Annotated in this window: 13 protein-coding genes and 2 pseudogenes; all 15 read right to left on the reverse strand. The window is 61.9% G+C overall.

Annotation, left to right across the window (positions count from 1 at the left end; translation table 11 throughout):
- Positions 1–70: 70 nt before the first annotated feature.
- The 15 genes and pseudogenes from NPS47_RS24690 to flhA all read right to left on the reverse strand — a co-directional run bounded on the left by NPS47_RS24690 (position 71) and on the right by flhA (position 14,142).
- On the reverse strand, positions 71–463 hold the full coding sequence (locus tag NPS47_RS24690) for a DUF2802 domain-containing protein (protein ID WP_274297351.1): 393 nt from the start codon (positions 461–463) through the stop codon (positions 71–73).
- Between the two features lies 1 nt (position 464).
- Positions 465–944 (reverse strand): chemotaxis protein CheW, encoded by a 480-nt coding sequence (locus NPS47_RS24695; RefSeq protein WP_028945467.1) that lies wholly within the window; start codon positions 942–944, stop codon positions 465–467.
- A gap of 61 nt (positions 945–1,005) precedes the next feature.
- Positions 1,006–1,506, reverse strand: a pseudogene (locus NPS47_RS25915) (CheW domain-containing protein); the annotation flags it as partial.
- Positions 1,507–1,652: 146 nt separating this feature from the next.
- A pseudogene (locus tag NPS47_RS25920) lies at positions 1,653–1,872 on the reverse strand (chemotaxis protein CheW); the annotation flags it as partial.
- Entirely contained in the window at positions 1,872–2,660 is a 789-nt protein-coding gene (locus tag NPS47_RS24705) for a ParA family protein (RefSeq protein WP_157193480.1), read from the reverse strand. The pseudogene NPS47_RS25920 and the gene NPS47_RS24705, both read right to left, overlap by 1 nt.
- Before the next feature lie 44 nt (positions 2,661–2,704).
- Complete coding sequence (gene motD, locus NPS47_RS24710) at positions 2,705–3,592, reverse strand: flagellar motor protein MotD (RefSeq protein ID WP_274297353.1); 888 nt, start codon at positions 3,590–3,592, stop codon at positions 2,705–2,707.
- A gap of 3 nt (positions 3,593–3,595) precedes the next feature.
- Entirely contained in the window at positions 3,596–4,336 is a 741-nt protein-coding gene (locus NPS47_RS24715) for a flagellar motor protein (RefSeq protein ID WP_038613323.1), read from the reverse strand.
- Positions 4,336–5,448, reverse strand: a complete 1,113-nt coding sequence (locus tag NPS47_RS24720; RefSeq protein WP_274297354.1) for a protein-glutamate methylesterase/protein-glutamine glutaminase — start codon at positions 5,446–5,448, stop codon at positions 4,336–4,338. The genes NPS47_RS24715 and NPS47_RS24720 overlap by 1 nt, the downstream gene beginning before the upstream one ends.
- A 45-nt stretch (positions 5,449–5,493) precedes the next feature.
- On the reverse strand, positions 5,494–7,701 hold the full coding sequence (locus NPS47_RS24725; RefSeq protein ID WP_274297355.1) for a chemotaxis protein CheA: 2,208 nt from the start codon (positions 7,699–7,701) through the stop codon (positions 5,494–5,496).
- A 12-nt stretch (positions 7,702–7,713) separates the two neighbouring features.
- A complete protein-coding gene (locus tag NPS47_RS24730) occupies positions 7,714–8,502 on the reverse strand; it encodes a protein phosphatase CheZ (RefSeq protein WP_157193484.1) in 789 nt (262 codons plus the stop codon).
- Between the two features lie 19 nt (positions 8,503–8,521).
- Positions 8,522–8,896 carry a chemotaxis response regulator CheY gene (locus NPS47_RS24735; protein WP_036990294.1) on the reverse strand — a complete coding sequence of 125 codons (375 nt, stop codon included), beginning with the start codon at positions 8,894–8,896 and terminating at the stop codon, positions 8,522–8,524.
- 104 nt (positions 8,897–9,000) lie between these two features.
- Positions 9,001–9,741 (reverse strand): RNA polymerase sigma factor FliA, encoded by a 741-nt coding sequence (gene fliA / locus NPS47_RS24740; RefSeq protein ID WP_038613331.1) that lies wholly within the window; start codon positions 9,739–9,741, stop codon positions 9,001–9,003.
- Positions 9,738–10,571, reverse strand: coding sequence for a flagellar synthesis regulator FleN (gene fleN / locus NPS47_RS24745; RefSeq protein ID WP_038613333.1), 834 nt, complete (start codon positions 10,569–10,571; stop codon positions 9,738–9,740). The genes fliA and fleN overlap by 4 nt, the downstream gene beginning before the upstream one ends.
- 119 nt (positions 10,572–10,690) lie before the next feature.
- Positions 10,691–12,001, reverse strand: coding sequence for a flagellar biosynthesis protein FlhF (gene flhF / locus NPS47_RS24750; RefSeq protein ID WP_274297356.1), 1,311 nt, complete (start codon positions 11,999–12,001; stop codon positions 10,691–10,693).
- 11 nt (positions 12,002–12,012) lie between these two features.
- The gene (flhA, locus tag NPS47_RS24755) at positions 12,013–14,142 is read right to left on the reverse strand and encodes a flagellar biosynthesis protein FlhA (protein WP_274297357.1); all 2,130 of its coding nucleotides are present in this window, start codon (positions 14,140–14,142) and stop codon (positions 12,013–12,015) included.
- Positions 14,143–14,244 lie beyond the last annotated feature (102 nt).

Below are 14,244 nucleotides of genomic sequence, written 5' to 3' on the forward strand. Positions count from 1 at the left end.
GGTTTGAAATGTAAAGGATGTCCCCGGTTTGTACCGGGGCAAGCCCGCTCCTACAGTCCCGCGCACCGGGTCAACTGCGATGCACCTTGCTCATCAGCTCCGCCTCAGCCTGGGTCAGGCCGCAGGACTGGGTGAGTTCGTCAACGCTGGCACCCATCCCCACCAGCCGCGCCGCCTGGGCGAACGACAGGCTGTTGGGGTCGCGCTGCTCCAGCTGCAGGAGCTTGTCGGGCAAGGGCGCCACAGTCGCGCGCAATTCGTGCAGGGCTTCGCCCATGCGCACGCTGCCGTTCTGGTAGTCGTCCAGGCGTTTGGCCAAGTCCTTGATGCGCTGATCGCGCAGCGCATCCCCCTGGGCCTGCTGGACAGCCAGCTCGCGCTGGCGCTTGCTGTAGTTGAGGAAAAACCACAGGCTCAGCGCCCAGAGCAACGCCAGAAATATGACTGCAACCTCTAAGATCAACTCAGATGTTCTCCAGCTCGGACCACTCTTCCTCGGTCATCATCTTGTCCAGCTCGACCAGGATCAGCAGTTCGTTGTTCTTGTTGCACACGCCCTGGATGAACTTGGCCGACTCTTCGTTACCAACATTCGGCGCAGTTTCGATTTCCGACTGGCGCAGGTAAACCACTTCAGCGACGCTGTCGACCAGGATACCGACCACTTGCTTGTCGGCCTCGATGATAACGATACGGCTGTTATCAGTGATTTCACTCGACATCAGGCCGAAGCGCTGACGGGTATCGATCACGGTGACCACGTTGCCACGCAGGTTGATGATGCCCAGCACATAGCTCGGGGCACCCGGGACCGGGGCGATCTCGGTGTAACGCAGGACTTCCTGCACCTGCATCACATTGATGCCGTAGGACTCGTTGTCCAGCTTGAAGGTTACCCACTGCAGGATCGGATCTTCGGAACCTTGTGCAGACGACTTTTTCATTCCCCTATCCCTCAAAATACGCCTTCGGCGCAGTGCTCAGTGCGGTCGCAGGCGCGACCGATTAATTAGGCTTGGCGTGCAGTTGCTTGACTGCGCCGCTGGCGATCAACTCGGCCAGTTCGGCAACGTCGAGCAACGCGCACATGTGTTCGATAACGGTACCGGCCAACCACGGGCGTTGACCGCGCTGACTGCGCCATTTGATCTCGTTGGGGTCCAGGCGCAGCGAGCGGCTGACCTGATGCACCGCCAGGCCCCATTCATAGCCCTGCACCGAAATCACATACTGCAGGCCCTGGCGAAAGTCTTCGCGGTAGCGGTCGGGCATGACCCAACGCGCCGTATCCAGCACCTTCAGGTTGCCACTCTGGCTCGGCAGAATGCCCAGGAACCAGTCGGGCTGGCCGAACAGCGGCGTCAGCTCGTGACCTGCCAGCGAATAGATCGAGCCCAGGCACACCAGTGGCACCGCCAGGGTCAGCCCGGCGACGTCGAACAACAGGCATTCGAACGGCTCGGCAGCCCAGGCCGGGCGGCCGTCAACCGTGGCCGGCGGTACCGGCTGGTTGGGCGCAGGAGGCAGGTGGACTTCCACCAGAGGCTCGACCGGTGCAGGCAAGTCGGCGGCGACTTCGACATTGACCGGTTCGGGCTCGGGCTCGGGCGCCACAACCGGCATGACCGCCGGGAGCACCACCGGCGCAGGCTCGGCGAAAGGCAAAGGCGCTACCGGGGCTACGGCCGGCTTGTGCAGCCGTGCAACCTGGGCATCACGTGCCTGCTCCTCAAGCACCGCTGCCTGAAACTCATCGATCTCAATCGATGGTTCGGCCAGCTCAAGCACTTCAGTGGCCTCATGCAGCAAACCGTCAAGGTACGACTGCAACGCCAGTTGCGGGCCGGTAGCAAGCTGTTGCGGGCGATTCATCAGGCCACCTGCTGGGCGATGTTGTGCGTCAGCAGGTGCTTGAGCAGCGCCCGGTAGGCCACCACCCCGCGGCTCTTGCCATCGAATTGCGACGGCGTCAGACCGGCCCGGCTGGCATCACGCAGGCGGGTATCGACCGGGATGTAGCCTTGCCAGATGTTCTCGGGGTAGGCGTCGCGCAGCACCCGCAAGGTGCCCATGGAGGCCTGGGTGCGGCGGTCGAACAGGGTCGGCACGATGTGGTAGGGCAAGGCCTGCTTGCGCGAACGGTTGACCATCGCCAGGGTGCTGACCATGCGCTCCAGGCCCTTGACCGCCAGGTATTCGGTTTGTACCGGGATCACCAGTTGCTGGCTGGCCGCCAGCGCGTTGACCATCAGCACGCCAAGCAAGGGCGGGCTGTCGATGATGGCGTAGTCGAAATCCTGCCACAGCTGCGCCAGAGACTTGGCGATCACCAGGCCCAGGCCGCTTTGGCCCGGCGACTGGCGCTCGAGCACCGCGAGCGCGGTGCTGGAAGGCAGCAGGGATATTTTTTCGTCACTGGTCGGCAGCAGCAATTGCCCGGGCAAGCCTTCGGGAACCGTCCCCTTGTGCAGGAACAAGTCGTAGCAGCTGTGCTCCAGCGCATCCGGGTTGTGGCCGAAGTAGCTGGTCATCGACCCGTGGGGGTCGAGGTCGACGACGACCACGCGCTTGCCCGCCTCGGCCAGCAAGCCGGCCAGGGCGATGGACGTGGTGGTCTTTCCGACACCACCTTTTTGATTGGCTACTGCCCAGACTCTCATGCGTTGCTTCCTCCCGGTACGGCAATCTGCCCGGCCGGGAACGGTTATAGGGTCGGTGACGGAGGATTGACGCGATTGCCCCCCACCGTCGGTGATAGCGCTGGCGGTGCAGTTTGTGTGCCAGCCCGCTTCATTGCCGCATCCGGTGTGGCGTTGGCGCTGCCAGTACCGGTCAGGCTGCGGCGTACTTCGAGATTGCGGGAAATCACCAGCACCACCCGACGGTTGCGCGCGCGGCCTGCGGCGCTGTCGTTGCTGGCAATCGGCTGGAACTCGCCGTAGCCGACCGAGGCCATGCGCGCCGGGTTGACGCCTTCCGTGGCCAGCAGGCGGACAATGCTGGCGGCGCGTGCCGAGGACAGCTCCCAGTTGGTCGGGTATTGCGCGGTGCGGATCGGCAAATCATCGGTGAAGCCTTCGACATGCACCGGGTTGGCGAACGGCTTGAGGATTTTCGCCACCTTTTCGATGATGTTGAACGCGACATCGCTGGGCATCGCGTCGCCACTGCCAAACAGCAGCGAGGAGTTGAGCTCGATCTCGACCCACAGTTCGTTACCGCGCACGGTCATCTGGTCGGATTTGATCAAATCGCCAAAGGCGTCGCGCACGTCATCGGTGATGGTCTTCAGCGGATCACTGCTGGTTTGCGCAAGACCGGCATCGACCTGGTCACTGTCCTTGATCAGCGGCTCGGCCGGTTTCACGGTCAGCGGCCGCTCATCACCGATGGGGATCGGGCGCATGCTCTTTTCGGGATCGTTGAACACCCCGATCAAGGCCTGGGAGAGGATCTTGTACTTGCCCTCGTTGATCGAGGAAATCGAGTACATGACCACGAAAAAGGCGAACAGCAAGGTGATGAAGTCCGCGTAGGACACCAGCCAGCGTTCGTGGTTTTCGTGTTCCTCAGGTTGTCGACGGCGCGCCATGTATTACTCCATGAAGCCCTGAAGCTTCAGCTCGATCGAGCGCGGGTTTTCGCCCTCGGCAATCGACAGCAGGCCTTCCAGGAGCATTTCCCGGTAGCGCGACTGGCGCATGGCCAGCGCCTTGAGCTTGTTGGCAATCGGCAGCAGGATCAGGTTGGCACTCGCCACACCGTAGATGGTGGCGACGAAGGCGACGGCAATACCATTGCCCAGTTGCGAAGGGTCGGCGAGGTTACCCATGACATGAATCAGGCCCATGACCGCGCCGATGATACCGATGGTCGGCGCATAGCCGCCCATGCACTCGAACACCTTGGCCGCCTGGATGTCGCGGCTTTCCTGGGTGTAGAAGTCCACTTCAAGGATGCTGCGGATGGCTTCGGGTTCAGCACCGTCTACCAACAATTGCAGGCCCTTGCGTGCGTAGGGATCGGGCTCGGCATCGGCTACGCCTTCCAGGCCCAGCAGGCCTTCCTTGCGGGCGGTCATGCTCCAGTTGACCACCCGGTCGATACCGCCAGCCAGGTCGATACGTGGCGGGAAAAGAATCCAGCGCACGATCTGCAACGCCCGCTTGAAGGCACTCATGGGTGACTGCAGCAGCGCCGCAGCCAAGGTACCGCCGAGCACGATCAAGGCCGCCGGGCCATTGATCAGCGCCGAGAGGTGACCACCCTCGAGGTAATTGCCACCGACAATCGCGACGAACGCCAGGATGATCCCGATAAGGCTCAAGACATCCATCAGACGCACGCCTCGACCAGGTGCTTGCCGATCTCGTCCAGGCTATAGACCGCGTCGGCCAGGTTGGCCTTGACGATGGCCATGGGCATGCCATAGATCACGCAGCTGGCTTCATCCTGGGCCCACACCGTGCTGCCGCCCTGCTTGAGCAGGCGTGCCCCTTCACGGCCATCGGCGCCCATGCCGGTGAGGACCACCGACAGCACCTTGTCGCCGTAGGATTTGGCCGCCGAGCCGAAGGTGATGTCCACACACGGCTTGTAGTTCAGGCGCTCGTCGCCCGGCAGGATCTTCACCGCACCGCGGCCGTCGATCATCATCTGCTTGCCCCCCGGGGCCAGCAGGGCCAGGCCGGGACGCAGCATGTCGCCGTCTTCGGCTTCCTTGACGCTGATCTTGCACAGCTTGTCGAGACGCTCGGCAAATGCCTTGGTGAACGCTGCGGGCATATGCTGAATCAATACGATCGGCGCCGGGAAATTGGCTGGCAGTTGGGTCAAAACCCGCTGCAGCGCCACCGGGCCACCGGTGGAGGTGCCAATGGCCACCAGCTTGTACGGCTTACGCTTGGGTGCCGGCGAGGCAGCAGATGCCGCCGCACGCACCGGTGCTGCCGCACGCGGCTGCGCAGTGCTGCCCAGGCCACTGACGCTTGGCTGCGAATGCGTAACCGGTTGCGTAGGTGCAGGGCTGGCATAGCTGATTGAACGGCGGTTACTGCGGGAAATGGTATGGACCTTTTCACACAACAGTTGCTTGACCTTCTCCGGGTTGCGCGAGATGTCTTCGAAGTTTTTCGGCAGATAGTCGACGGCACCGGCATCCAGGGCATCGAGGGTCACCCGCGCGCCTTCGTGGGTCAGCGAGGAGAACATCAACACCGGGGTCGGACAGCGCTGCATGATGTGACGTACAGCGGTGATGCCATCCATCATGGGCATTTCGTAGTCCATGGTGATGACATCGGGCTTGAGCGACAGTGCCTGGTCGATCGCTTCCTTGCCGTTGGTCGCGGTACCGACGACCTGGATTGTCGGGTCCGCTGAAAGAATTTCCGAGACTCGGCGGCGGAAGAAACCGGAATCATCCACCACCAGGACCTTGACTGCCATAAACACTCCATTAGGGGGCGCGGCGTGCGGGCCGCGCCACCGGAATCAAATACGCCGGGCGGCGTAACGCTTGAGCATGCTCGGAACGTCGAGGATCAGCGCGATGCGCCCGTCACCGGTAATGGTGGCGCCCGACATGCCCGGCGTGCCCTGGAGCATCTTGCCCAGCGGTTTGATGACCACTTCTTCCTGGCCGACCAACTGATCGACGACAAAGCCGATCCGCTGGGTGCCCACAGAAAGGATCACCACGTGCCCTTCGCGTTGCTCTTCATGAGCGGCAGAACTGACCAGCCAGCGCTTGAGGTAGAACAGCGGCAAGGCTTTGTCGCGCACGATGACCACCTCCTGGCCGTCGACCACGTTGGTGCGCGACAGGTCCAGGTGGAAAATCTCGTTGACGTTGACCAGCGGGAAGGCGAACGCCTGATTGCCAAGCATCACCATCAGGGTCGGCATGATCGCCAGGGTCAGCGGCACCTTGATGACGATCTTCGAACCCAGGCCCTTGGTCGAGTAGATATTGATCGAGCCGTTGAGCTGGGAGATCTTGGTTTTCACCACGTCCATGCCCACGCCACGCCCAGATACATCAGAGATCTCGGTCTTGGTCGAGAAACCCGGGGCGAAAATCAGGTTGTAGCATTCGGTGTCGCTCAGGCGGTCGGCGGCATCCTTGTCCATCACCCCGCGCTTGACCGCAATGGCACGCAGGACGTTGGCGTCCATGCCCTTGCCGTCATCGGAGATCGACAACAGGATGTGATCGCCTTCCTGCTCGGCCGACAGCACCACTTTGCCGCCGCGGGACTTGCCCGCTTCTTCGCGCTCTTCCGGGGTTTCGATGCCGTGGTCGACGGCGTTGCGCACCAAGTGCACCAACGGGTCGGCCAAGGCCTCGACGAGGTTCTTGTCGAGGTCGGTTTCTTCCCCGACCAGCTCCAGGTTGATCTCTTTCTTCAACTGCCGGGCCAGGTCACGAACCAGGCGCGGGAAGCGCCCGAAGACCTTTTTGATCGGCTGCATGCGGGTCTTCATCACCGCGGTCTGCAGATCGGCGGTGACCACGTCGAGGTTCGACACCGCCTTGGACATGGCTTCATCGCCGCTGTTCAGGCCCAGGCGTACCAGGCGGTTACGCACCAGCACCAGTTCGCCGACCATGTTCATGATCTCGTCCAGGCGCGCGGTATCGACCCGCACGGTGGTTTCCGTCTCGCTGGCGGCCTTGTCGCCAGCGGGCGCGGTTTGGCGCGCCGGGGCGGGTGCTGCGGCTTTGGCCGGAGCAGCGGCAGCGGGGGCTGGTTTGGCGACAGCAGGCGCTGGCGCTGCGGCAGGCTTGGCGGCAACCGCAGCAGCGGGCGCAGCGGTAGTTGCAACGCTGTCCGGGGCAAACTTGCCCTTGCCGTGCAGCTCATCGAGCAAGGCTTCGAACTCATGCTCGGAGATATGATCGCCCGACGCCGCAGCGGCCGGCTCTGGAGCGGGCGCTACCGCACCCGGCAAAGCATCGACGGCGAAGCTGCCTTTACCATGCAACTGGTCCAGCAACGCTTCGAACTCATCATCGGTGATTTCGTCGCTGCTGCTCTGGGTCGATTGCGCCACCGGCGCCGGTGCGCTGACGCTGTCGGGCGCAAACTGGCCCTTGCCGTGCAACTGATCGAGCAACGACTCGAATTCGGCATCGGTAATTTCGTCGCTGGCAGCAGCCGGCGCTGGCACCTGGGCTTCGGCCTCGGCCTTGACTGCATTGAGCGAGTCGAGCAGCTGTTCGAATTCGGTATCGGTAATGTCCGCTTCGGCGGGCGCTTCTGGCGCCTGTTCCAGCACCGGCTCAGGTGCGGCGACCGGCTCGTCACCGGCAGGTTCAGCCAGACGCGACAGCGCCGCCAGCAGCTCAGGCGTGGCCGGGGTGATATCGCTGCGCTCACGGACCTGGCCGAACATGCTGTTGACCGTGTCCAGGGCTTCCAGGACCACGTCCATCAGCTCGGCATCGACGCGTCGTTCACCCTTGCGCAGGATGTCGAAAACGTTTTCGGCGATGTGGCAGCACTCCACCAGCTCGTTGAGCTGGAGGAAGCCGGCGCCCCCTTTTACAGTGTGAAAACCGCGAAAGATCGCATTGAGCAGATCGGCATCATCCGGACGGCTTTCCAGCTCGACCAGTTGCTCGGACAGTTGCTCAAGAATCTCGCCGGCTTCTACCAGAAAATCCTGAAGGATTTCTTCATCGGCGCCGAAGCTCATTAAACGTGCTCCCTAAAAACCCAGACTGGACAGCAGATCGTCGACATCGTCCTGACCGGACACAACGTCTTCACGTTTATCGGCATGAATCTGCGGACCTTCACCCCGAGTCGGATGTTTTTCTTGATCTTTTTCAGCACGTAGCTGCTGGTGGTCATGTTCGATACCGGCAAAACGGTCGACTTGACTGGCCATCAGCACGAGCTTGAGCAGATTGCTTTCTACTTCGGTGACCAGTGCCGTGACACGTTTGATCACCTGACCGGTCAGGTCCTGATAGTCCTGAGCCAGCAGAATGTCGTTGAGGTGGCCGGCGACCTTGCGGCTGCCTTCCTCGCTGCGCTCCAGGAAGCGGTCGATGCGGTGCATCAGCTCGCGAAACTCCGGCGCGGCCACTTCACGGCGCAAGAAGCGCTGCCAGTCGGCGCGCAGGTCGCGGGCTTCGTCACTGAGCTCGTGGAGGACCGGGGTGCTCTCCTCGACCAGATCCATGGTCCGGTTCGCCGCGCCCTCGGTCAGCTTGACCACATAGGACAGGCGCTCGGTCGCATCGGTGATCTGCGAGACTTCCTCGGCCTGCGGCATTTGCGGATCGATCTGGAAACTGACGATCGCACTGTGCAGCTCACGCGTAAGCTTGCCGACTTCCTGGTACAGGCCACGGTCACGGGTCTGGTTCAGCTGATGGATCAGTTGCACCGCGTCGCCGAATTTGCCCCGCTCGAGACTGTCGACCAGTTCGTGGGCATGCTTCTTCAGTGTCGACTCGAAGCCGTCCAACGATGAATGTGTTTGCTCCATAGCGCCCCCGTGGCGTGTCTTAGCTGTTGACGCGCTCGAAGATCTTCTCGATCTTTTCTTTCAGCACCTGGGCAGTGAACGGCTTGACCACATAGCCATTGACGCCGGCCTGGGCCGCTTCGATGATCTGCTCGCGCTTGGCTTCGGCAGTCACCATCAGCACCGGCAGGTGCTTGAGACGTTCGTCGGCACGCACTTTGCGCAGCAGGTCGATACCGGACATGCCCGGCATGTTCCAGTCGGTCACGAGAAAATCGAAATGACCGCTTTCGAGCATCGGCAACGCGGTGTTGCCGTCGTCAGCTTCCTGGGTATTGGTGAAGCCCAGGTCACGCAGCAGGTTCTTGATGATCCGCCGCATCGTCGAAAAGTCGTCGACGATGAGGATTTTCATGTCTTTGTTCAATTAGACCTCCAAGCAGTCTTTAACGCGCTCAGCGCTGAACGCGCATTCAATCAATTCGGGCACTACATTTCGCGACTGCATTGAACCTGCGTTCAACGCGCCCGCCATTCCCCCAGGCGACCACGCAAACGCGCCGCGCACTGGCTGTGCAACTGGCTGACGCGCGACTCGCTGACACCCAGGACCTCACCGATTTCCTTGAGGTTCAGCTCTTCGTCGTAGTACAGCGCCAGGACCAGACGCTCGCGTTCAGGCAGGTTGGCGATGGCATCGGCCAGGGCTGCCTGAAAACGCTCGTCCTCCAGATCGCGCGAAGGCTCGAGCTGGGCACTGGCGCCATCCTCGTGCAGGCCTTCATGTTCGCCGTCCTGTAACAGGTCGTCGAAACTGAACAGGCGGCTGCCCAGGGTGTCATTCAAAATCCCGTAGTAATCATCGAGACTCAATTGAAGTTCGGCAGCAACCTCGTGATCTTTAGCGTCGCGACCGGTTTTTGCTTCAATTGCACGAATCGCGTCACTGACCATGCGGGTATTACGGTGGACCGAACGCGGTGCCCAGTCCCCTTTACGTACTTCGTCAAGCATTGCCCCACGGATGCGGATACCGGCGTACGTCTCGAAACTGGCGCCCTTGCTCGCGTCATACTTGTTACTGACTTCGAGCAGGCCGATCATCCCGGCCTGGATCAGATCCTCGACCTGGACACTGGCCGGCAAACGCGCCAGCAAGTGATAGGCGATACGCTTGACCAACGGCGCGTAGCGCTCGATCAGCTCGTACTGGCCATCGCGAGACGCGTTGCTGTACATCCGGTATCCGCTGGCGTTCATAGCACAGGTCCCGCACTCGTCGGCTGCACCAGGCGCTCGACAAAAAACTCCAGGTGACCACGCGGGTTGGCAGGCAGCGGCCAGGTGTCGACTTTCTGGGCAATGGCTTTGAATGCCAGCGCGCACTTGGAACGCGGAAAGGCTTCATACACCGCTCGCTGCTTTTGCACCGCCTTGCGCACACATTCGTCGTAAGGCACCGCGCCGACGTATTGTAGGGCGACGTCGAGGAAGCGATCAGTGACCTTGGTCAACTTGGCGAACAGGTTGCGCCCTTCCTGCGGGCTCTGCGCCATGTTGGCCAGAACGCGGAAACGATTCATGCCGTAATCGCGGTTGAGCAGCTTGATCAGCGCGTAGGCGTCGGTGATCGAGGTCGGCTCGTCGCACACCACCAGCAGCACCTCTTGGGCGGCGCGGACGAAACTGACTACCGAGTCACCAATACCGGCAGCGGTATCGATTACCAGCACATCGAGGTTGTCGCCGATCTCGCTGAAGGCCTGAATCAGACCTGCATGCTGGGCAGGTGCCAGGTGCACCATGCTCTGCGTGCCGGAAGCGGCGGGCACAATGCGCACGCCACCCGGCCCCTGCAGCAGCACATCGCGCAGCTCGCAGCGACCCTCGATCACATCGGCCAGGGTGCGCTTGGGCGTCAGGCCGAGCAATACGTCGACGTTGGCCAGGCCCAGGTCGGCATCCAGCAGCATGACCCGACGGCCAAGCTCTGCCAGCGCCAATGACAGGTTCACCGACACATTGGTCTTGCCGACGCCACCTTTGCCGCCAGTCACGGCGATCACCTGTACGGGATGCATGCTACCCATGTTTGTTCATTACCTTGTCTTGCTTAGACCGAGGCCACATGACCGGCTGCGCTTTCAACACCTGAAAAATGCCTGGCAGTCCATCAATGCAGATACTTTGCAACGTCTTCACAATCACCTCAGCCAACACGCTTGCCGGGGCTGTGGTAGAGATCAGCGAACATATCGGCCATGGCCTCTTCGCTGGGCTCGTCCTGCATCTGCACACTCACCGCGCGGCTGACCAACTGGTGGCGGCGCGGCAGGTGCAGATCGTCAGGAATGCGCGGCCCATCGGTAAGATAGGCCACTGGCAATTCGTGACTGATGGCCAGGCTCAGGACTTCGCCGAGGCTGGCCGTTTCATCAAGCTTGGTCAGGATGCAGCCGGCCAGCCCGCAGCGTTTGTAGCTGTGATAGGCGGCAGTGAGCACCTGTTTCTGGCTGGTCGTCGCCAGCACCAGATAATTTTTAGACGCAATTCCGCGTCCCGCCAAGGTTTCCAGCTGCATGCGCAGGGCCGGATCACTGGCTTGCAAGCCTGCGGTATCGATCAGCACCACGCGCTTGCGCAGCAACGGCTCCAGCGCCTGGGCCAGGGACTGGCCGGGATCGACGTGAGTGACCGAGACATTGAGGATCCGCCCCAGGGTCTTGAGCTGCTCTTGAGCGCCGATGCGGAAACTGTCCATGCTCACCAGCGCCAGGTTCTGCGCGCCGTACTTGAGCACATAACGCGCTGCCAGCTTGGCCAGGGTGGTGGTCTTGCCCATGCCCGCCGGTCCGACCATGGCGATCACCCCGCCCTCTTCGATCGGTTCGACTTCCGGCACATCGATACGCCGCGCCAGGTGCGCGAGCAGCATGCGCCAGGCATGGCGAGGCTCTTCGATGCCGGCGATCTGCGCCAGCAGTTCATGCGCCAGCGGCCCGGACAGGCCGATGCGCTGCAGGCGACGCCAGAGGTTGGCCTGCTGCGGCTGATTACCCTGCAACTGACTCCAGGCCAGCGAGCCGAGCTGAACCTCGAGCAGCTCGCGCAGCCCGCTAAGCTCCGAGCGCATGGCATCGAACAGGCGCGGGTCAACCGGCGCGGGAGCCGCGGCCACCGCTGCGGCCGGCGCTTCCACAGGCGTCTCGACCAGCGGCTCGGAGGCGGTCAGCGGCAAGCCGGCAAACAGCTGGCGGTTGCCGTCTTCGCTTTCGCTGCGGCTACTGAGCTCGGCCTGGGCGGTGACGATGCGCGACTGGGTCTTGCGCAGTTCATCTTCGAGCTCGACATTCGGAACCCGTGGCGCCAGGGCGGACAGCTTGTAGTCCAGCGCAGCCGTCAGCTCGACACCGCCAGCAATCCGTCGGTTGCCGATGATGGCGGCATCAGCCCCCAGCTCATCGCGAACCAGCTTCATGGCCTGACGCATATCGGCGGCGAAAAAACGCTTAACTTGCATAACCCACTACCTCAGCCGTTGGGGCCTACTGTGGCAACGATGGTAACTTGCTTGTTGTCAGGTATTTCCTGATACGCCAAAACATGCAAATTCGGTACAGCCAGGCGACCGAAGCGCGACAGCATCGCCCGTACCGGTCCTGCGACCAGCAGGATCGCCGGTTGCCCTTGCATCTCTTGACGCTGGGCAGCCTCGATCAACGAACGCTGAAGCTTTTCAGCCATGCTCGGCTCAAGAAGAACACCGTCTTCCTGACCTTGCCCGGCCCTTTGCAGACTATTGAGCAAAATCTGTTCCAACCTTGGTTCAAGGGTGATCACAGGCAGCTCGGACTCAACGCCGACAATGCTTTGCACGATAGCGCGACACAATCCGACGCGCACCACCGCCACCAGCGCGGCGGTATCTTGACTCTTGACCGCATTGTTGGCGATCGCCTCGGCAATGCTGCGGATATCACGCACCGGCACCTGCTCGGCAAGCAACGCCTGCAGGACCTTGAGCAGCCCCGACAACGAAATGACGCCCGGCACCAACTCTTCGGCAAGCTTGGGCGAGGCCTTGGCCAACACCTGCAGCAGTTGTTGGACTTCCTCGTGACCGATCAGTTCGTGGCAGTGCTTGTGCAGAATCTGGTTCAGGTGGGTCGCCACCACGGTGCTGGCATCCACCACGGTGTAGCCCAGCGATTGCGCCTGGCTGCGCTGATTGACGTCGATCCACACCGCTTCCAGGCCGAACGCCGGGTCGCGGGCGGCGATACCGTTAAGGGTACCGAAGACCTGCCCGGGGTTGATGGCCAGCTCGCGATCGGGATAGATCTCGGCTTCGGCCAGAATCACCCCCATCAGGGTCAGGCGATAGGCGCTGGGCGCCAGGTCGAGGTTGTCGCGGATATGCACCGTGGGCATGAGAAAGCCCAGGTCCTGGGAGAGCTTCTTGCGCACTCCCTTGATCCGCGCCAGCAGCTGCCCACCCTGATTGCGGTCAACCAGGGGAATCAGCCGATAGCCGACTTCCAGGCCGATCATGTCGATCGGCGTGACGTCGTCCCAGCCCAGCTCCTTGGTTTCCATGGCGCGCTGCGGCGAGGGCAACAGGTCCTGCTGGCGCTGAACTTCTTCCTGGGCTTTGAGCTTGACCAGGTTCTGCTTGCGCCACAGCCAATAGGCACCACCAGCAGCCACCAGGCCCAGACTCAGGAAGGCGAAGTGCGGCATGCCCGGCACCAGGCCCATGACGACCATGATCCCCGCCGATACCCCCAGCGCCTTCGGCGAAGTGAACATCTGGCGGTTGATCTGGTTACCCATGTCTTCGGAACCGGAGGCACGGGTCACCATGATGGCTGCAGCGGTGGACAACAGCAGTGATGGCAATTGCGCCACCAAACCGTCACCGATGGTCAGCAAGGCATAGACTTTACCGGCATCGCCGAAGGTCATGCCGTGCTGGAACATACCGACCAGCATGCCGCCGATCAGGTTGATGAAGAGGATCAGCAGGCCGGCGATGGCGTCGCCACGCACGAACTTGCTGGCACCGTCCATCGACCCGTAGAACTCGGCCTCCTGGGCCACTTCAGAGCGCCGCGCCTTGGCCTGGGCCTGATCGATCAGCCCGGCGTTGAGGTCGGCGTCGATGGCCATCTGCTTGCCCGGCATTGCATCGAGGGTGAAACGTGCGCTCACCTCGGAAATACGCCCGGCACCCTTGGTTACCACCACGAAGTTGATGATCATCAGAATCGCGAACACCACGATACCGACCACGTAGTTGCCGCCGATCACCACCTCACCGAAGGCCTGGATCACTTTACCGGCGGCGTCATGACCGTCTTGGCCATGGAGCATCACCACCCGCGTGGAGGCCACGTTCAGGGCCAGGCGCAGCAAGGTTGCGACCAGCAGGATGGTCGGAAACGCAGCGAAATCGAGGGGGCGCAGGGCGTAGACGCAGACCAGCAGGACCACGATCGACAAGGCGATGTTGAAGGTGAAGAACACGTCGAGCAAAAACGGCGGGATCGGCAACATCATCATTGCCAGCATAACCAGCAGCAACAGCGGCACACCCAGATTCCCCCGGCCTAACCCGGCCAGGTTGTTACGGGCATTGCTGATTAACTGAGAGCGGTCCACCGGTATTCCTCGTCTAGCTCAAGCAAAACTTTGACGCGTTTCTGACGCGCGCAGCGCTGCCTCTGCAAGAAGCTTTCCAACTTTGAGGAACAGGGCTGTTTT

The sequence above is a fragment of the Pseudomonas putida genome (assembly GCF_028682475.1).
Classification (GTDB): domain Bacteria; phylum Pseudomonadota; class Gammaproteobacteria; order Pseudomonadales; family Pseudomonadaceae; genus Aquipseudomonas; species Aquipseudomonas putida_AG.

Excerpts from the sequence above, each read along its gene's own strand:
- NPS47_RS24720 (WP_274297354.1), bottom strand. The coding sequence starts at position 5,448 with ATGGCAGTCAAGGTCCTGGTGGTGGATGATTCCGGTTTCTTCCGCCGC.
- NPS47_RS24695 (WP_028945467.1), bottom strand. The coding sequence starts at position 944 with ATGAAAAAGTCGTCTGCACAAGGTTCCGAAGATCCGATCCTGCAGTGG.
- motD (WP_274297353.1), bottom strand. The coding sequence starts at position 3,592 with ATGGCGCGCCGTCGACAACCTGAGGAACACGAAAACCACGAACGCTGG.
- NPS47_RS24730 (WP_157193484.1), bottom strand. The coding sequence starts at position 8,502 with ATGGAGCAAACACATTCATCGTTGGACGGCTTCGAGTCGACACTGAAG.
- fliA (WP_038613331.1), bottom strand. The coding sequence starts at position 9,741 with ATGAACGCCAGCGGATACCGGATGTACAGCAACGCGTCTCGCGATGGC.
- NPS47_RS24705 (WP_157193480.1), bottom strand. The coding sequence starts at position 2,660 with ATGAGAGTCTGGGCAGTAGCCAATCAAAAAGGTGGTGTCGGAAAGACC.
- NPS47_RS24725 (WP_274297355.1), bottom strand. The coding sequence starts at position 7,701 with ATGAGCTTCGGCGCCGATGAAGAAATCCTTCAGGATTTTCTGGTAGAA.
- NPS47_RS24715 (WP_038613323.1), bottom strand. The coding sequence starts at position 4,336 with ATGGATGTCTTGAGCCTTATCGGGATCATCCTGGCGTTCGTCGCGATT.
- fleN (WP_038613333.1), bottom strand. The coding sequence starts at position 10,571 with ATGGGTAGCATGCATCCCGTACAGGTGATCGCCGTGACTGGCGGCAAA.
- flhF (WP_274297356.1), bottom strand. The coding sequence starts at position 12,001 with ATGCAAGTTAAGCGTTTTTTCGCCGCCGATATGCGTCAGGCCATGAAG.
- NPS47_RS24735 (WP_036990294.1), bottom strand. The coding sequence starts at position 8,896 with ATGAAAATCCTCATCGTCGACGACTTTTCGACGATGCGGCGGATCATC.